Raw genomic sequence first — 16,430 nt, 5'->3', positions numbered from 1 at the left:
CCGCTGTGCCGCAGCGTCAACGCGTGGATCGTTCGCGGCCGGACCATCCCGCGCGCAGCATGGCCGGGACGGCTACCAGCACCGCGGCGATATGCGTGATGCGGCACAGTGCGATGAGCCAGGACTCCACCGTCCAGCCGGAGACCAGGTCACCGAGACCGTCGGCGTCCAAGGCAGCGGTGATCGGTTCGACGATCAATGACGCCAGGCCCACGATGCCCAGCCCGGCGACCAGGGTGTTCCGGGCCCATCGCGACCCGTCCGCCATGCGATAGGCCACCGCCAGTACGGCCAGATAGAGGGTGGCCCGCACCATGAGCCCCGGCAGCAGATCCCCGATCTCCGCGGCCGGGCGGTCGAGATAGCGGGCGGCTTGGATGACGGCTTCGCTCGCACCCGCCGCGAGCGCGATGACGATCGCGCGGAAGGCCAGCGAAAGCAGCGAGGCGGCCGGGGTTTTCGGAGCGGGGGCGGTTCGGCTGACAGGAACGCTCATACCTCGAATGTGCACCCCCGCCGCCCCCACCCGAATCGGCCGTAAGTAGCACCCGACCCCGCACACCCACTACCCCGGAGCTAGCGGCCGAGCGGCCGCGATATTTCGTTGCCGCCGGATTCGGCCGGTTCTACAGTCCCGGGGTGGTGTCTACCTTGATTTTGTCGCCCAGGTATTCGGCGGATTCCCGGATCATGCGCGGTGCCGCCATCCGAGCCGGCTGGAGCGTCCTGCGGCTGGGTGGCCGGCGGGCTCCCGAGGAACTCGCGGGGCAAGCATCGGCGATCTACGGCGAAGTGACATTCGCCGAAGCGATAGCGAGCCAGCTCGGCCTGACCCTGATGGACGTCCCACCGGACTGGCTGCCGGACTTACCCGAACATCATCGACGGCGAAATATCCGGCTGTCGACCCTGGGCGAGGCGCGCACCGCCGAATACGCGGCCTTCGTGAAACCGGCCGACGGCCGCAAAGGATTCGAGGGCCGGGTGTACGCGCGCGGCGGCCTCGGACTGCCCCCGGCCGAGGCGCATCCGGACGACACCCCGGTCCTGATCGCGGACCCGGTGAGCTGGGTGGCCGAGTACCGCTGCTTCGTCGCCGACGGCGCGGTGGTGACGGTGTCGCCGTATCTGCGCGCCGGCGAACTCGCCATCGCCGCGGACGGCAGCTGGCCCATGACCCCGGACGAATCCGCGGCGGTGCACGCCTATGCCGAGAGCGTCCTCGCGGAAGTCCCCGTCCCGCCCGCCGTCGTGCTCGATGTCGGGCTGATCGCGGACCGCGGCTGGGCGGTGGTGGAAGCCAATAGCGCTTGGGGCGCAGGCGTTTACGGCTGCGATCCGGATCAGGTGTTCACCGTGCTGGCCCGATCCTGCGTACCGGCGGACCGGTTGCACCCGGCGGATGCCCGGTGGGCGGCACGAACGGTGCGGGTGGAATGACTAGCGATCGGCGGTCTGGTCGGCGACGGGGGCCGGGGTTGCGGCCGGCGGAGTCTCGGCCTGCGGGGCGGTGCCGTTGCGGTGGGCTTTCGGCGCGGACGGTGTGTCGGTCCAGCCCGGAGTGGGTTGTTTGCGACCGCGGAGGTGCAGGATGTCGTGCAGCTGCCACCTATCGCGCTCGGCTTCGGAAGCGGCATCGATGACCGATTGCGAGGCCAGGATGCGGCGGGGGACCTGTTTGGCCTCGGTGGTCAGGCGGGCGGCTTCGTTGACGGCGTCGCCGATGACGGTGAATTCCAGGCGGGTGTCGGCGCCGACGTCACCGGCGAAGACCAGGCCGCGCGCCAGGCCGATGCCGACGTCGAGTTCGCCCAGCGCAGCTACCTCGTCGCGGATGCGGCGGGCGGCGCGCAGGGCGGGGGTGGCATTGTTCTCCAATTCGACGGGGGCGCCGAAAATGCAGAGGGCCGCATCGCCTTCGAACTTGTTGACCAGGCCGTGATTGTCCTCGGTGGCCGCCACCACGATGGCGAGCAGGCGATTGAGCTTGGCCACGAAATCGCGCGGAGCGAGTTCGGTGGACAGCGCCACCGAACCGGTGACGTCGACGAACAGCGCCGTGACGACCAGCAGATCACCGGTCAGATCGGGCGTGCCGGCCAGGGCCCGCGCCGCCACCTCGGTGCCGACGTGCCGATCGAAAACCGAGCGCATGCGTTCGCGCTCACGCAGATTCGTGGCCAGTTCGTTGACCGAATGCTCCAGCCGGCCGATCTCGCTGGTGCTGCCGATCGGAATGTTCACGTCCAGATCACCGCGCGCGATGCGGTCCAGCGCATCACGCAGGGTGTGCATGGGCGAGGCCACCGCGCGGGACAGCGCGGCGGTGGCGACCGCACCCGCGGACAGGCCGACCAGCGCCAGATAGATGCCGGTGCGAATGCGCTCGTTGGGCGCCGAGGACGGATCGGCGAGCACCGTGATCAGCATGAACAGCGGGACCGCGCCCGCCACCGCGAAGGTGACCAGCACCCGCACCAGCACGGTGGAACTCCAGTGCGCGGTGCCGTCGGTGACCTCCGCGACCACCGGAATGGTCGGGCGGATCAGGCGATCCACGATGAGATAGGTGAGCGCCGCCGACTCCAGGCCGCCGAGCGTGAACATCGACAGCACCACCGCGAAATCGTTCTGCGGGGTGGCGTGCGCGAAGATGGCCGCCGCGATGATCACGCCCGGCAGCCAGATCGCCAAGGCGCGCAAGGTGATATCCATGGGCAGCTTCAACAGCCGCCGCGCCTCGGATTCGGCGGGCGGGCGATGCTGATCCAGCCAGCCGAAATAGTGGGTGCGATCGCGCACCGCCAGCACGATCCCGATGCTCGCGCCCAGCGTCGGATAGATCGCCACCAGAATGAACGTGGTCACCCACTGATCGCCGAGCCGGGTGAAGAAGCCGCTGAGCCACAGTTCGGTAGTGATTACCGCGAGGCCGCTGAGATTGCAGGCCATGACGACCGCCGACAGGCCCCACCGCGCGCGCAGCGCCCAATAGATGAGCTTGCTGATCACGTCGGCCGGGTCGTGAGTGTGGGGTCGGTCATAGCGTCGTTCGTGCCTCGGTGTCGTCCGTCTCTTTGCAGCCGACTTTAGAGACCTTGCGCCAGAATTCGCACCTTTCCAGCTACGAAGATCGGCTCATTGTGAGGAATCGGACCTGCCGACTGATCTCGGTTGGATCCGGGTAACTCCCCGGGCACGCCCGAAATCGAATTGACCGCTGACCGCCGGCACGCGTTGCCGGCGGTCAGCGGCTCTCAGCCGTGCGCAAGAGTCTCGGGGAGGCGGAAGAGTACCAGCCACACCGCGATGTAGTGGCAGAGCGCGGCCACGACCGTTGCGGCATGGAAGAACTCGTGATGGCCGAACACTTCCGGCCACGGATCGGGCCAGCGGGAGGCGTAGAGAATGCCGCCGACGCTGTAAGCAATCCCACCCGCGAGCAGCAGCAGCACGGGGGTCCAGCCGACATTGCCGATCAACGTGCCGGCGACCGGAACGATGGCCCAGCCCAGCAGCAGATACAGCGGGACGCCGACCCAGCGAGGTGCGGTGGGCCACAGCATCTTCAGCGTGACGCCGGCGATCGCACCCGCCCAGACCGCCGCGAGCAGCACGGTTCCGGCGGTACCGCGCACCCCGAGCAGCGCGAACGGGGTGTAGCTGCCCGCAATGAAAAGGAAGATCATCGAATGGTCGGCGCGCTTCATCCACATGCGCGCGCGATCGGTCTTCCAGTTGACCCGGTGATAGGTGGCGCTGACGCCGAACACCCCGCACACGGTCAGCCCGTAGACGAGTGTCGCCCAGGTCGCGGTGGCCGAGATGGTGCTCGCGACGGCGACCAGCGCGATCACGCCGATGGCCGCCACACCCACGGCCCAGGCGTGGATGATCCCGCGCATGCGCGGCTTGAGTAGCGCGAGTTCTTCCTTGACGGTTGCCAGCTCTTCGCGAACGGTTTCGAGGGCGTCCGCCACCGGGGCGGAGGGCTGCACAGTGTCGGACACGACTTACCTCCTGAGTAACCTACGGTACCGTAGGTTGGCGACTGATTTCGTGAGAGGTGGGTAACTCGTCGGGGACGCCCAGAATCGGTTTCGCACCCGTCCGCCGGTCCGGTCCAGGACGTTCGACGGCACTTGCGACCGGCAAGAGTCGCGTAGAGGCGGGGGAGCGTAGGGTTGCCGCTTGTGAAGCTTGCGGTTCAGCTGCGGGGACTCCCTTATCGCATCTACGAGGCTCGGCTGTCCAAGCAGCTGGCCGGTCGACAGCACCCTCGCCATGTGGCCGTGATGTGTGACGGGAATCGCCGCTGGGCCAAGGAGAACGGGTTCGCCGATCTCAGTCACGGGCATCGGGTGGGCGCGCTCAAGATCGCCGAACTGGTCGGGTGGTGCGGTGAGGCCGGGATCGAGATGGTCACGCTCTACCTGCTCTCCACCGAGAACCTGAATCGCGATTCCGATGAGCTCGAGACGTTGTTCGAGGTCATCACCGATGTGGTCGACGAACTGTCCGCGCCGGAACAGGATTGGAGCGTCCGCATCGTCGGCGCGCTCGATCAACTGCCCGACGACATGGCCAGACGTTTGAGAGAAGCGGCCAAACGGACCGAAGGCCGCAATGGCGTGCACGTGAACGTGGCCATCGGCTACGGCGGCCGCCAGGAGATCACCGACGCGGTGCGGTCGCTGGTCCGCCAGGAGATGGAGGCGGGCGAGACGGGCGAGGATCTGGTCCAGGCGATTACCGTCGATGCCATCGGCCAGCATCTCTACACCTCGGGACAACCCGATCCCGACCTCGTGATCCGTACCTCCGGCGAACAGCGTCTCTCCGGATTCCTCCTGTGGCAGAGCGCCTATTCCGAGATCTGGTTCACCGAGGCCTACTGGCCCGAGTTCCGCCGCGTCGATTTCCTCCGGGCATTGCGCGATTACGCCGCCCGGCACCGCCGCTTCGGGGTGTAGAGCTCCCAACTCCGGGATCTCGAACCTCGCGACAGGGTCGCGAGGTTCGGCCACAAGCTGTAAACAATTGAGTTGCAGTGCAACGGCTTCCGTGTTCGCGGGAACGTCGCTCCCGTACCGTCGGATTGCATGAGTGAGCTGCGGGCAGTCGATGGCGACTACATCACCTACGAGGAGTTCGGTCGCAGATTCCTCGAATACGCGGCGTCCACCGAACGCATACTCGGGGCGTTCGAGAAACTCACGGGGGAAGCCTTCGATTTCGGTCCGATAGGGGTCGGGCCGGGGCGGATCGCGAAACTCTCCGCCACCGTGCGACTAGGTCAGCCGCGGTTGAATCGTGAAGTCGAGCAGCATATTTCGTTCGATCTGGTGATACCGCTCGATGTGGATCTGCTCATCGATCTGTCCGTCGACCGGTACCCCTTCCATGTGGACGGGACCATCCATCTGCATCTGACCGTGCGGACAGCAGAACCGCTGCGGGTCATCATCGAAATCGACGAACCGCAGCCCAGCAATGTGCGCATCAATGTGGCGAGCGCGTCCCGGCGCGGTGAACTGCTGCGCATCCTGGCCAGCGTCGATACCGAGATCCGGCGGTTCGTCTCGAAATACATCGCCGCCGAGATCTGTAAGCCGAATATCCAAGCCGCCACCGATATCGATGTGGCGGGACGGCTGGATGCCGCGTGGAAACTGTGAGCCGCTAGAGCTTGCGCAACCGCAGCCGGTTGATGGTGTGGTCGGAATCCTTGCGCAGCACCAGCGTCGCGCGCGGGCGGGTCGGCAGGATGTTCTCCACCAGGTTCGGCCGGTTGGTGTTGTTCCAGATCTCCTTGGCCGCGCTGGTCGCCTCGGAATCGTTGAACTTCGCGTAGTGATGGAAATGCGAATTCGGATCGGCGAAGGCGGTTTTGCGCAGCGCCAGGAAGCGCTGCACGTACCAGTTCTCGATGTCCTCGATGCGGGCGTCGACGTAGATGGAGAAGTCGAACAGGTCGCTGACCATGAGCCGGGGGCCGGTCTGCAGGACGTTCAGGCCCTCCACGATCAGGATGTCGGGCTGGCGCACGCAGTGGAACTGGCCGGGCACGATGTCGTAGGCGATGTGCGAGTACACCGGCGCGCACACCTCGGTCGCGCCCGATTTCACCTCGGTGACGAAACGCAGCAGCTTGCGGCGGTCGTAGGACTCGGGGAAGCCCTTGCGATGCATGATGCCGCGCCGGGTGAGTTCGGCTGTCGGGTAGAGGAATCCGTCCGTGGTGATCAGGTCCACCCGCGGATGATGGTCCCAGCGCGCCAGCAGCGCCTGCAGCACGCGCGCGGTGGTCGACTTGCCAACCGCCACCGAGCCCGCCACGCCGATGACGAACGGCACCTGGCGATCCGGATGGGTCTCCCCGAGGAAGGTCGGGGTGGCGGCGAACAAGCGCTGCCGGGCGGCTACCTGCAAATGGATGAGCCGCGCCAGCGGCAGGTAGACCTCGGCGACCTCTTCCAGGTCGATCTGCTCACCCAAACCGCGCAGACCGGTGAGTTCCTCTTCGGTCAGCACCAGCGGTGTCGACTTGCGCAGCGTCCGCCACTGCTTGCGATCGAACTCGACATACGGACTGGGTTCACTCATCCGTGCCACTTACCCACGTCCTCGGGTCGGCGAACAACAGCCACGCATGACCGAATTGTGCTCGCGGGCAACGAGGGCATGAACACCAGGTATGCCTACTGGCGAGTAACACGCGTGAGATAGGCCACGCGCAACTCTCGAAAACTCTCAGGGGCTTCGCCCCCGAACCCCCTCGGGTAGAGAGAGGGATAACTCTCGTGGCTCTCAGGGGCTTCGCCCCCGAACCCCCTCTGGGCGGGGGCGAGGCTCCTCGCGGCTCGACTTTGGGACCAGGGTTGACGCCGCTCGCTACCGGGCGGCGTCAACCCGGCATCGAGCACATCGATCGACGCAATCCAATAGGGTCGGGGATATGGGAGCGCATCCACTCGTCACCGAATATCTGCGGCTCGGACTCGCCTTCGATCGGCTGGAGGAAGGGTTCGTCGATGCCTATACCGGTGATCCCGCGCTACGGCGGGAAGTGGAGAACGCGCCCGCTCCGGAACCCCGGGAACTCGCGAACACGGCTGCGGCGCTGCGTAAGGAACTGCCCGACGCCGGGTTGAGTGCGGAGCGGGTGGAATTCCTGGAGGCGCATCTGCGGGCGCTGGAATGCTCGGGGCGCAAGTTCGCGGGGGACGACATCAATTTCATCGACGAGGTGAAGGCGTACTTCGATGTCGATATCGCGCCCGGCAGTGAAGAGGAGTACCGGGAGGCGCACCGGCAGTTGGACGAGGTGCTGCCGGGGGAGGGCGCGCTGCTGGATCGGGTGACGGCGCATCGGCGCAATGACGAACTGCCGGCCGAGCGATTGCGGGAATGCGTGGACGCGTTCTCCAGCGCGCTGCGGGATCTGGTGCGGCAGCGGTATCCGCTGCCCGATACCGAGACCGTGGAATACGAAGTGGTGGGCGACAAGCCGTGGTCGGGGTTCAACTATTACCTGGGTGATTTCAAATCCAAGGTGGCCATCAACTCCGATCTCAAGCAGCACATGGCGCATCTGCCCGCGCTGATCGCCCACGAGGCGTACCCGGGGCATCACACCGAGCACTGCCGGAAAGAGGCCGGACTGGTCGCGGCGGGGCAGGACGAGCAGACCCTGTTCGTGGTCAACACCCCGCAGTGCCTGATGGCGGAGGGCCTGGCCGACCTTGCGCTGAAGTCGATCGTCGGCCCGGGCTGGGGCAAATGGGCGCAGGAGATCTACGCCGACCTGGGCCTGCGCTTCGACGGCGAACGCGCCGAACGCATTTCGACCGCATCGGCGAACCTGCTGAGCGTGCGCCAGGACGCCGCCCTGCTGCTGCACGACAAGCGCAAGGACGAGAACGAGGTGTCGGCGTTCCTGGAACGCTGGAGCCTGGTCACCCCGGAACGCGCCCGGCAGTCGCTGCGCTTCCTGTCCTCGCCGCTGTGGCGTGCCTACATCTCCACCTACGTCGAGGGCTACCGGCTGCTCGGCGGCTGGCTGGACCGGGCCGCCGACGCCGACGAGCGTTCGGACCGCTTCCGCCGCCTGCTCGACGAGCCGCTGACCCCGGGTGCGATCCGCCGTATGTGATCGCGAGCAGGCCCGATAGGATGGGCGGCATCGCGACTGGCGCACTCGAGGTGGAAGCAACCACCGGGAAGCACCGATGTCCCGCACCGCGCGCCTGGGTACTGGACAACCAGCCCTGGGGCATACCCGGATGACGGAGGTTGCGATGCAAGACGACACGATGAACCCTCTGGCCGACACTCCGGCGACGGACAATAGACTCGGCCGCGTGACGCCGACGAACTCTGTGAATTCCCAGTCCCTCAACGAGCTCGATCCCGAGGTCGCTGCCGCGATGGGCGGGGAGCTCGCTCGCCAGCGCGACACCCTCGAGATGATCGCCTCGGAGAACTTCGTGCCGCGCGCGGTGCTTCAGGCGCAGGGCAGCGTGCTCACCAACAAGTACGCCGAGGGCTACCCGGGCCGCCGCTACTACGGCGGCTGCGAGAACGTCGACATCGTCGAGGATCTCGCCCGCGCCCGCGTGACCGAGCTGTTCGGCGCGGAGTACGCCAATGTGCAGCCGCATTCGGGTGCGCAGGCCAATGCGGCCGTGCTGCACGCGCTCATGACCCCCGGCGAGAAGCTGCTCGGCCTGGATCTCGCGCACGGTGGCCACCTCACCCACGGCATGCGCCTGAACTTCTCGGGCAAGCTGTACGAGGTGCACGCCTACGGCGTGTCCAAGGAAGACCATCGCGTCGATATGGACGAGGTGCGCAAGCTCGCCAAGGAGACCCGCCCGAAGGTGATCGTGGCCGGCTGGTCCGCCTACCCGCGGCACCTGGATTTCGCGGCCTTCCGCGAGATCGCCGACGAGGTCGGGGCGTACCTGTGGGTCGATATGGCGCACTTCGCCGGTCTGGTCGCCGCCGGGCTGCACCCGTCGCCGGTGCCGCACGCCCACGTGGTGTCCTCCACCGTGCACAAGACCCTCGGCGGTCCGCGCTCCGGTCTGATCCTGGCCAAGGAGGAGTTCGCCAAGAAGCTGAACTCCGCGGTGTTCCCGGGTCAGCAGGGCGGTCCGCTCATGCACGCCATCGCCGCCAAGGCCGTGTCGTTCAAGATCGCCGGTTCGGCCGAGTTCAAGGAGCGCCAGGAGCGCACCCTGTCCGGCGCGAAGATCATCGCCGAGCGCCTGACCGCCGCCGACGCCAAGGACAAGGGCATCACCGTGCTCACCGGCGGCACCGATGTGCACCTGGTGCTGGTCGACCTGCGCAACTCGCAGCTCGACGGCCAGCAGGGCGAAGACCTGCTACACGAAATCGGAATCACCGTGAACCGCAATGCCGTTCCGTTCGACCCGCGCCCGCCGATGGTCACCTCGGGTCTGCGCATCGGCACCCCGGCGCTGGCCACCCGCGGCTTCGGCGACACCGAGTTCACCGAGGTCGCCGAGATCATCGCGGCCGCGCTGACCGGTTCCGCCGATCTGGATTCGCTGCGGCAACGGGTTTCCAAGCTCGCGCAGTCGTTCCCGCTGTACGAGGGCCTGGAGGACTGGCGTCTGCTCGGCTGAGCGCCGAGAAACCTCGGGTAGCAAGCGAGCCCGCCGCGATCTGGGATCGCGGCGGGCTCGCTGTTTCGGCCGGTCGGGTAGTGCGGTCCCGCGCCGTTACAGTCGCGCGAGGCGGGGGATGGGACCGAACTTGCCGCGCCGGAAATCGACGTAGGCCTGCTCGACCTCGGCCCGGGTGCTCATCACGAACGGCCCGCCGAACACGATCGATTCGCGAATCGGCTTACCGGAGAACACCATTACCGTGGTGCGCTGCTCCGGGTCCGAGCCCGTCAGCTCCAGGCTGGTGGGTTCGGTGACGTCCATCGGATCCGACCACGCCACCTGACCGGCCGTCACCGGCTGCCCGGCAATGGTGGCCTTGCCCTCGATGACGTAGGCGAAGGCGCGATCCTCCGGTGCGAGGACCGGCGCATACGTGCTGCCGGGCTCCAGCGTCACCATGAGACCCGTGATGGGCCAATGGTTTTCGGCCGGACCGGAGACCTCCCCGGCGGCGCCGGACACCACGCGCACCAGTACGCCCGGCGCTTCGATCTTCGCCTGATTCTCCTGCCGCATATCCTGATACCGCGTCTGCACCATCCGCTTGTCGGTCGGCAGGTTCAGCCACAGCTGCAAGGTGTGCGCGTGCTCGTTCCGGAAAGCCAGTTCCCGGTGGATGATCCCGCTGCCGGCCGTCATCCACTGGATGTCCCCGGGTTCCAGCGCGCCCGCGTGCCCGAGACTGTCCCCGTGTTCCAGGACGCCGTCCAGCACCACGGTCACGGTCTCGATCCCGCGATGCGGATGCCATTCGAACCCGGGTTCGGAGAACCAGTCCTCCGCCATCAGCAGGAACGGATCGGTCTTGCGGACGTCGTCGGGCGCGATGATCAGCGCGTTCTTGTCGACCTGCTCGGTCGGCCCGCCCATGGCCTTGGTCCGGACGCGATCGACATGCCGCGCCACCGTGACGGGTGTGGTCATACCTGCTCCTCTCGTCCGGCCCGGATGGCCCGGAAATTTAGGTGACAAGTCAACCAACAAGCGGCCGGGCCGTGGTATTCCGCATGGTTATGACCGGCCAAAACGGGCTGGAACGCCTATGCTGCAAGGGGATCGGAGGTGGCCATGTCGACGAATGTGCTGCTGCTCGGCCGGACGGCGATCGTGGTGGATGACGCCCACGCTCAGCTGGAGTTGCCGGAAGTCGAGATCTACTCGGGGACGAGTCTCGAGGATCTGCGGAAGGTGTTCGCGGAGACGCGAATCGATCACGTCATCATGGGAGCGGGGCTGGATCTCGAGCTACGTCTCAGCATTGTGCGTGAGGTGTTCGAGTCCAGCGACTCCACCACGGTGCATATGAAGGATTTCGGGTCGGGACCGCAGGGGTTCCTGCCTTTCGTGCGGGCCGTGCTGATCGGCCTGCGCGAGCTCTGAGCTCAGGCGTGTTTGGCCAGGTAGTCCACGTACATGGGCCGCAGGACCTCGCCGATCTCGCCTTCGCCGGCGTGCGCGTAATCGTCCAGCATGGGCAGCACGTACTTGATGTCGGCTTCGCTCTCGCCGATGTCACCGGCGGCGGCCTCGGCGGCGGGAATGGACTTCAGCAGCTCCCACAGGAATTTGACGTCACCCCGGCGAACCGCCAGCTTCACGGCCCGGTCGTGCAATTCCTTGGTGGACAGCGTCTCGAGATCCTGAGTTTCGGCCATGCCATCGACTGTAATGGAGGGCATGACGCAGCGACCGCGGTACCGGGTGAAGCGCGTGTACGACGAGGCCGAGGCGGCGGACGGCCTGCGGGTGCTGGTGGATCGGCTCTGGCCGCGCGGGGTCAGCAAAGAAACGGCGCATATCGATGAATGGGCCAAGGCGGTAACGCCTTCCGGCGAGCTGCGGAAGTGGTACCACGCCGATCCGCAGACACGCCGAGCCGAGTTCGAACGGAAGTATCGATCCGAACTCGCCGCCGACGACGCCCGGGAGGGCCTGGCCCGCCTGCGCGAACAGGCCGCCGCGGGACCGTTGACCCTGATCACGGCAACCAAGGACCCCGAGCACAGCCATGTTCCGGTACTCCTCGCGGAATTGGGCGAAACACCCACAGCGGACGCGCGTTAACGGGATCTTCACCAACACGCCTGAAAACCGGCGGGCCGGAAATGCGAAACGGCGGTAGCGTCGGTGGTGCGAGCCGCGTAGGTGTGACTCGTACGGGAGGTCCTGATCGTGTCTGAGCAACTCAGTGCGAGAGGGCCGGCACCTGGCCCTCGGGTCGTACGACCCCAGAGCTGACCGGCCCAGCGAGAACGCTCGCGCGGTGTCGCGCGAGTGGCAAAGGAGCCCACCGTGACTGATGCACGCTCCGCTAACGCTCCCACCAGCGTTGCCGCCTCCAACCGGGGCACCGGCACCAAAGGGCAGGGAGATCGCGCCTCGCAGTCGTCCGATTCCGGACAGAAAACCTTCGTCGTGGATACGTCGGTGTTGCTGTCTGATCCTTGGGCATTGACCCGCTTCGGCGAGCACCACGTGGTGCTGCCGCTGGTGGTGATCAGTGAACTCGAGGCCAAACGCCACCACCACGAACTGGGCTGGTTCGCCCGGGAGGCGCTGCGCATGCTGGACGATCTTCGTCTGGCGCACGGTCGGCTCGATCAGCAGGTGCCGGTCGGCACCGCCGGTGGCACGCTCCAGGTGGAGCTGAACCACACGGATCCGAATGTGCTGCCCGTCGGATTCCGCACCGACACAAACGATTCCCGCATTCTCGCCTGCGCGCTCAACTTCGCGGCCGAGGGCAAGCGGGTGGTGCTGGTATCCAAGGACATTCCGCTGCGAGTGAAAGCGAGTGCGGTCGGCCTGCAAGCCGACGAGTATCACGCCCAGGATGTCGTCACCTCCGGGTGGACCGGCATGGTGGAGCTCGAGGTCGGCTCCGAACTGGTGGACAAGCTCTACGCCGAGTCCGTCATCGATCTCGACGAAGCGCGAGAACTGCCCTGCCACACCGGGGTTCGGCTGCTCGGCACGCGCGGCAGCGCGCTGGCCCGGGTCAGCCCGGACAAGCGGCTGCAGCTGGTGCGCGGCGATCGGGAGGCGTTCGGGCTGCACGGCCGGTCCGCCGAACAGCGCATCGCACTCGATCTGCTGCTCGACGAGAGCGTGGGCATCGTGTCGCTGGGCGGGCGCGCCGGTACCGGTAAATCCGCGCTGGCCTTGACCGCCGGCCTGGAAGCCGTGCTGGAGCGCCGGACCCATCGCAAGGTGGTGGTGTTCCGTCCGCTGTACGCGGTCGGCGGCCAGGAGCTGGGCTACCTGCCCGGCAGCGAGGCCGACAAGATGGGGCCGTGGGCGCAGGCCGTCTTCGACACCCTGGAAGGGCTGGCGAGCCCGGAGGTGATGGAGGAGGTACAGGCGCGCGGCATGCTGGAAGTGCTGCCGCTCACCCATATTCGCGGTCGTTCGCTGCACGATTCCTTCGTGATCGTGGACGAGGCGCAGTCGCTGGAACGCAATGTGCTGCTCACCGTGCTCTCGCGGCTGGGCAGCGGTTCCCGGGTGGTGCTCACCCACGATGTGGCCCAGCGCGACAATCTGCGCGTCGGGCGGCACGACGGCGTGGCCGCGGTGATCGAGAAGCTCAAGGGGCATCCGCTGTTCGCGCATGTCACCCTGACCCGTAGTGAGCGGTCGCCGATCGCGGCGCTGGTCACCGAGATGCTGGAGGAGTACGGGCCCAACGCGTAAGCGTTGAGGCGGTTCCGATCGGGCGGCACGCGCCGCCCGATCGGGCAACCTTCCGGAATACGTTTCACCCTTCGAGATGCCGGGTATATTCCGCTGAAATACCTGCTCGTCAATCATTTCCATGATCCACGTCTGGATCGCTAGGAGATTGCCGAGGTCGGCCTGAAATCTCGAGAGGATGGAAATGCACCACTTCGCTCGACGCACGGCTGGCATTGTCGCGGCGCTCGCGGTCGTCACCGCATTCGCCGCGGGGTGCGACAAGGACGACAAGAAGGACACGAGCTCCGGCTCGACCACCACCGTCACCACCACTACGGCCACCGAACACGGTGAGCACAGCGGCGCCACCGAAACCAAGATCGCCACCCGCAACGGCGGCGAAATCGCGGTCAGCGGAGACGTTCTCGCCAAGTACACCGCGGCGGGCGGCGCCACCGGACCGCTCGGCGAGCCGATCGGGGCGCAGCAGGAAGCCGCGGGCGGCGGCGTGCTGCAGGAATTCACCGGCGGCGCGATCTATGTGGCCCCGGGCGGACCGGCCCATGTGGTGTGGGGCGAGATCCGCAAGGCGTACGACGAAAACGGCGGCCCCGGCGGCAAACTCGGCTACCCGACCAGCGACGAGACCGATATCGCGGGCGGTAAGCAGAGCACCTTCACCGGCGGCACCATCACCTGGGTGGACAACCAGACCACCGTCACCACCAACTGAGCACCGGATCGCGAAACGGCGGGATCGATCACGATCCCGCCGTTTCGCTGTTCATAGCCGTCACAAATACCCGGCGAAGATCCCCATGTTTGCCGTGGAGCCGCTAGGTTGTGCTGGTGCAGAACGTTTTGGCCGACCGTGAGCTGCTCGAGACGCTCGCGGCAGCGGTGGAATCCAACCTGACCCGGCATATCGAGGCGGCCGCCGAATGGCAGCCGCACGACTACGTGCCCTGGGCCGATGGCCGCAACTTCGCCTTCCTGGGCGGGACCGACTGGGACCCCGCGCAATCCGAGCTCGGCGACACCGCCAAGCTGGCGCTGACCGTGAGCGTGCTGATTGCCGACAATCTGCCGTCCTACCATCGCGAGATCGGCAAGTACCTGCGCACCGGGCCGTGGTGGCGCTGGGTCGGGCGCTGGACCGCCGAGGAGAACCGGCACGAGATCCTGATCCGCAACTACCTGATGGTGACCCGCGCGGTCGACCCCATCGAACTCGAGCGCATGCGCATGGCGCACATGACCGCCGGCTTCCGGCGGCCCGCGCTGCACCTGCTCGACGTGCTCGCGGCCTCGGCCTTCGAGGAGGCCGCGGCGGCGGTGCGGCATCGCAATACCGCGGCGCTGGACGAAAACCCCATCGTCACCATGATTTCCGAGCGCATCGCGGTGGACGACGAACTGCAGGCCGAGTTCTTCGGGAACCTGATCGCGGCGGCGCTGGACCTCACCCCGGACCAGACCGTCCGCGCCATCGCGGATCAGGTCGCGGCCTTCCACGTCCCGGTGGTGCAGCTGGCGGACGGTCGCACCAGCGACGAGGTGCTGGCCGAGGCCGGCATCTACGACCGGGCGCGCGAAGGCGAACTGGTCTTCGCCCCGCTACTCGAGCGCTGGAACATCTTCACCCGTACCGACTTCGGCGAAGAAGGCGAGAAGGCCCGCGCCGAACTCGCGCACCTGCGCCGCTGACGCGCCCGGGGCTTCAGCGCGCGTCCGTTCCGCGCCCGAGCGCCCCTTGCACATCGGGGGTTTGGGGGCATGCCCCCAAACCCCCACTCTCTTCACGCCCGAAGGGCGTGCTGTTCGCTCACCGCGGGCGAATCGCCCGGAACACGCCGAGCACGCTGCCGCGCAAGAAGTTCTCCCACGAAAAGTGGTCGTGCCAGAGCACGATTCGGCCGTCTTTCAGCTCGAATGTCCCGCACACCCAGAAGGCGATCTCGACCGGGCCGAAGCGCAGGTAGTCGGTGCGCTCGGTGAGTACGACATGCTCGCCGTCGGCCGCGATGTGATGGATATCGACCCGGAAACCGAAGCGCGGGTTCTGCAATTGCTTCAGCACCCAGCGCACCCGGTCCAGGCCGCGCACATCCGGCAGTGAGGTGTTCTTCCAGACCAGGCCCGGGTCGGCCAGGTCCAGGGCTTCGTCGATGATCTTCATCTCCAGGGCGGCGAAGAACTCGCGGACCGTGGTGACGGCGTCCTGCTGCAACTCCGGTATGTCGGACATGAGCCGAGCGTAGGCCGATTCCGCGCCGCCCGGCCTACTTTCGCGCCGCCATGAGCACGCCGAGACCGTCCAGAATCCGGTCGATGCCGAAGCGCAGCGCGTCGTCGCGCCCGTTCTCGGCGGGCGGCTGCGCGGCCTGCTCGGCCATGATCGCGGTCAGGTGCGGATAGCGTTCGCCGTGCACCGCGAGCACGCCCGCGATCTCCTTGGCGAGCAGCTCCTCCACGCCCTCGGCGGTGTCCGCGGGCACGGCGACCTGCTGCACCAGGCTGCGGGCGTGACCGAGCAGCAGCACCACGGCGTCCAATTGCTCCGACGCGGTCAGCCCCTTGTCCTTCAGTACGGTGAGAGCCGTTTCCGGCCAGCTCAATTCATTGGGGCCGGACGGGCGCACCCCGGTCGCGACCTCGAGTCCCCACGGGTGGGCGTAATAGCGCCGGAAGACGGTTTCGGTCCATTCCCGCAGGTAATCGCGCCAGCCGTCCGGGGTGTCCGCGCAGCCGGCCGGGACCTCGGGCGCGGGCCCGAGCGCGACTTCGGCCATCAGCGCGAGGAGTTCGGTGCGGCCCGGGACATACCGGTACAGCGCCATCTTCGCGCAGCCCAGCCGCTCGGCCAGCCGTGCCATGGACAGATTGGCCAATCCTTCGGCGTCCGCCAGCGCGATCGCCTCGGCGACGATTCGAGCCAGGGTCAGCGAGGGTTTCGGCCCGCGCTTGGGGCGATCTTCCCGAAGGCCCCAGAGCAATTCGAGGGTGGTGGGTCCGGCCATGAACGTCATCCTTCCGCATGCACCGCTTGACGGC

Annotated in this window: 18 protein-coding genes and 1 riboswitch; of the genes, 10 read left to right on the top strand and 8 right to left on the bottom strand. The window is 67.0% G+C overall.

Annotated features, from left to right (window positions below; genetic code table 11):
* Positions 1-16: 16 nt before the first annotated feature.
* Complete coding sequence (locus tag LTV02_RS21740; RefSeq protein ID WP_233033346.1) at positions 17-496, bottom strand: hypothetical protein; 480 nt, start codon at positions 494-496, stop codon at positions 17-19.
* A gap of 146 nt (positions 497-642) precedes the next feature.
* Here LTV02_RS21740 and LTV02_RS21735 point away from each other — a divergent pair, with 146 nt between their 5' ends.
* Positions 643-1,440, top strand: a complete 798-nt coding sequence (locus tag LTV02_RS21735) for an ATP-grasp domain-containing protein (protein WP_233033344.1) — start codon at positions 643-645, stop codon at positions 1,438-1,440.
* Here the strand turns inward: LTV02_RS21735 and LTV02_RS21730 are convergent, their stop codons facing one another.
* Both LTV02_RS21730 and trhA read right to left on the bottom strand, forming a co-directional pair.
* Positions 1,441-3,012: an adenylate/guanylate cyclase domain-containing protein gene (locus LTV02_RS21730; RefSeq protein ID WP_233033342.1), complete on the bottom strand. Its 1,572-nt coding sequence runs from the start codon at positions 3,010-3,012 to the stop codon at positions 1,441-1,443. It abuts the gene before it with no gap.
* 245 nt (positions 3,013-3,257) lie between these two features.
* Entirely contained in the window at positions 3,258-3,905 is a 648-nt protein-coding gene (trhA, locus tag LTV02_RS21725) for a PAQR family membrane homeostasis protein TrhA (RefSeq protein ID WP_233041659.1), read from the bottom strand.
* A 288-nt stretch (positions 3,906-4,193) separates the two neighbouring features.
* Here trhA and LTV02_RS21720 point away from each other — a divergent pair, with 288 nt between their 5' ends.
* Together LTV02_RS21720 and LTV02_RS21715 are read left to right on the top strand one after the other, a co-directional pair.
* Positions 4,194-4,973 carry an isoprenyl transferase gene (locus tag LTV02_RS21720; RefSeq protein WP_233033340.1) on the top strand — a complete coding sequence of 260 codons (780 nt, stop codon included), beginning with the start codon at positions 4,194-4,196 and terminating at the stop codon, positions 4,971-4,973.
* Positions 4,974-5,102: 129 nt separating this feature from the next.
* Positions 5,103-5,678, top strand: a complete 576-nt coding sequence (locus LTV02_RS21715; RefSeq protein WP_067710684.1) for a hypothetical protein — start codon at positions 5,103-5,105, stop codon at positions 5,676-5,678.
* 4 nt (positions 5,679-5,682) lie between these two features.
* Here the strand turns inward: LTV02_RS21715 and coaA are convergent, their stop codons facing one another.
* On the bottom strand, positions 5,683-6,615 hold the full coding sequence (gene coaA, locus LTV02_RS21710; protein WP_233033338.1) for a type I pantothenate kinase: 933 nt from the start codon (positions 6,613-6,615) through the stop codon (positions 5,683-5,685).
* Positions 6,616-6,958: 343 nt separating this feature from the next.
* Here coaA and LTV02_RS21705 point away from each other — a divergent pair, with 343 nt between their 5' ends.
* Positions 6,959-8,155: a DUF885 domain-containing protein gene (locus LTV02_RS21705; protein ID WP_067710686.1), complete on the top strand. Its 1,197-nt coding sequence runs from the start codon at positions 6,959-6,961 to the stop codon at positions 8,153-8,155.
* 22 nt (positions 8,156-8,177) lie between these two features.
* Positions 8,178-8,262: riboswitch (ZMP/ZTP riboswitch) on the top strand.
* A gap of 101 nt (positions 8,263-8,363) precedes the next feature.
* Positions 8,364-9,656 carry a serine hydroxymethyltransferase gene (gene glyA / locus LTV02_RS21700; protein WP_267888404.1) on the top strand — a complete coding sequence of 431 codons (1,293 nt, stop codon included), beginning with the start codon at positions 8,364-8,366 and terminating at the stop codon, positions 9,654-9,656.
* A 96-nt stretch (positions 9,657-9,752) separates the two neighbouring features.
* Here the strand turns inward: glyA and LTV02_RS21695 are convergent, their stop codons facing one another.
* A complete protein-coding gene (locus tag LTV02_RS21695; RefSeq protein ID WP_233033336.1) occupies positions 9,753-10,625 on the bottom strand; it encodes a pirin family protein in 873 nt (290 codons plus the stop codon).
* Between the two features lie 144 nt (positions 10,626-10,769).
* On the opposite strand from LTV02_RS21695, the gene LTV02_RS21690 reads away from it, so the two are divergent.
* Complete coding sequence (locus LTV02_RS21690) at positions 10,770-11,081, top strand: hypothetical protein (RefSeq protein WP_233033334.1); 312 nt, start codon at positions 10,770-10,772, stop codon at positions 11,079-11,081.
* A 2-nt stretch (positions 11,082-11,083) separates the two neighbouring features.
* Here the strand turns inward: LTV02_RS21690 and LTV02_RS21685 are convergent, their stop codons facing one another.
* Positions 11,084-11,356: a hypothetical protein gene (locus LTV02_RS21685; protein ID WP_067710689.1), complete on the bottom strand. Its 273-nt coding sequence runs from the start codon at positions 11,354-11,356 to the stop codon at positions 11,084-11,086.
* Positions 11,357-11,378: 22 nt separating this feature from the next.
* Here LTV02_RS21685 and LTV02_RS21680 point away from each other — a divergent pair, with 22 nt between their 5' ends.
* From LTV02_RS21680 to LTV02_RS21665, 4 genes are all read left to right on the top strand, one after another.
* The gene (locus LTV02_RS21680; protein ID WP_233033332.1) at positions 11,379-11,765 is read left to right on the top strand and encodes a DUF488 domain-containing protein; all 387 of its coding nucleotides are present in this window, start codon (positions 11,379-11,381) and stop codon (positions 11,763-11,765) included.
* Between the two features lie 228 nt (positions 11,766-11,993).
* Positions 11,994-13,394 carry a PhoH family protein gene (locus LTV02_RS21675; RefSeq protein WP_408639249.1) on the top strand — a complete coding sequence of 467 codons (1,401 nt, stop codon included), beginning with the start codon at positions 11,994-11,996 and terminating at the stop codon, positions 13,392-13,394.
* Positions 13,395-13,578: 184 nt separating this feature from the next.
* A complete protein-coding gene (locus LTV02_RS21670; protein ID WP_233033330.1) occupies positions 13,579-14,109 on the top strand; it encodes an LGFP repeat-containing protein in 531 nt (176 codons plus the stop codon).
* Positions 14,110-14,225: 116 nt separating this feature from the next.
* Positions 14,226-15,083 carry an acyl-ACP desaturase gene (locus LTV02_RS21665; protein ID WP_233033328.1) on the top strand — a complete coding sequence of 286 codons (858 nt, stop codon included), beginning with the start codon at positions 14,226-14,228 and terminating at the stop codon, positions 15,081-15,083.
* 118 nt (positions 15,084-15,201) lie between these two features.
* On the opposite strand, the gene LTV02_RS21660 is transcribed toward LTV02_RS21665, so the two are convergent.
* Together LTV02_RS21660 and LTV02_RS21655 are read right to left on the bottom strand one after the other, a co-directional pair.
* On the bottom strand, positions 15,202-15,624 hold the full coding sequence (locus tag LTV02_RS21660) for a limonene-1,2-epoxide hydrolase family protein (protein ID WP_233033326.1): 423 nt from the start codon (positions 15,622-15,624) through the stop codon (positions 15,202-15,204).
* Positions 15,625-15,658: 34 nt separating this feature from the next.
* Positions 15,659-16,396: a TetR/AcrR family transcriptional regulator gene (locus LTV02_RS21655; RefSeq protein WP_233033324.1), complete on the bottom strand. Its 738-nt coding sequence runs from the start codon at positions 16,394-16,396 to the stop codon at positions 15,659-15,661.
* Positions 16,397-16,430: the final 34 nt, after the last annotated feature.

The sequence above is a fragment of the Nocardia yamanashiensis genome, assembly GCF_021183565.1.
Classification (GTDB): Bacteria; Actinomycetota; Actinomycetes; order Mycobacteriales; family Mycobacteriaceae; genus Nocardia; species Nocardia yamanashiensis.
This window is presented reverse-complemented; position numbering and strand designations above follow the sequence as displayed.

Excerpts from the sequence above, each read along its gene's own strand:
- LTV02_RS21660 (WP_233033326.1), bottom strand. The coding sequence starts at position 15,624 with ATGTCCGACATACCGGAGTTGCAGCAGGACGCCGTCACCACGGTCCGC.
- LTV02_RS21685 (WP_067710689.1), bottom strand. The coding sequence starts at position 11,356 with ATGGCCGAAACTCAGGATCTCGAGACGCTGTCCACCAAGGAATTGCAC.
- LTV02_RS21670 (WP_233033330.1), top strand. The coding sequence starts at position 13,579 with ATGCACCACTTCGCTCGACGCACGGCTGGCATTGTCGCGGCGCTCGCG.
- trhA (WP_233041659.1), bottom strand. The coding sequence starts at position 3,905 with ATGCGCGGGATCATCCACGCCTGGGCCGTGGGTGTGGCGGCCATCGGC.
- LTV02_RS21695 (WP_233033336.1), bottom strand. The coding sequence starts at position 10,625 with ATGACCACACCCGTCACGGTGGCGCGGCATGTCGATCGCGTCCGGACC.
- LTV02_RS21705 (WP_067710686.1), top strand. The coding sequence starts at position 6,959 with ATGGGAGCGCATCCACTCGTCACCGAATATCTGCGGCTCGGACTCGCC.
- LTV02_RS21690 (WP_233033334.1), top strand. The coding sequence starts at position 10,770 with ATGTCGACGAATGTGCTGCTGCTCGGCCGGACGGCGATCGTGGTGGAT.
- LTV02_RS21740 (WP_233033346.1), bottom strand. The coding sequence starts at position 496 with ATGAGCGTTCCTGTCAGCCGAACCGCCCCCGCTCCGAAAACCCCGGCC.
- LTV02_RS21715 (WP_067710684.1), top strand. The coding sequence starts at position 5,103 with ATGAGTGAGCTGCGGGCAGTCGATGGCGACTACATCACCTACGAGGAG.
- LTV02_RS21680 (WP_233033332.1), top strand. The coding sequence starts at position 11,379 with ATGACGCAGCGACCGCGGTACCGGGTGAAGCGCGTGTACGACGAGGCC.
- LTV02_RS21655 (WP_233033324.1), bottom strand. The coding sequence starts at position 16,396 with ATGGCCGGACCCACCACCCTCGAATTGCTCTGGGGCCTTCGGGAAGAT.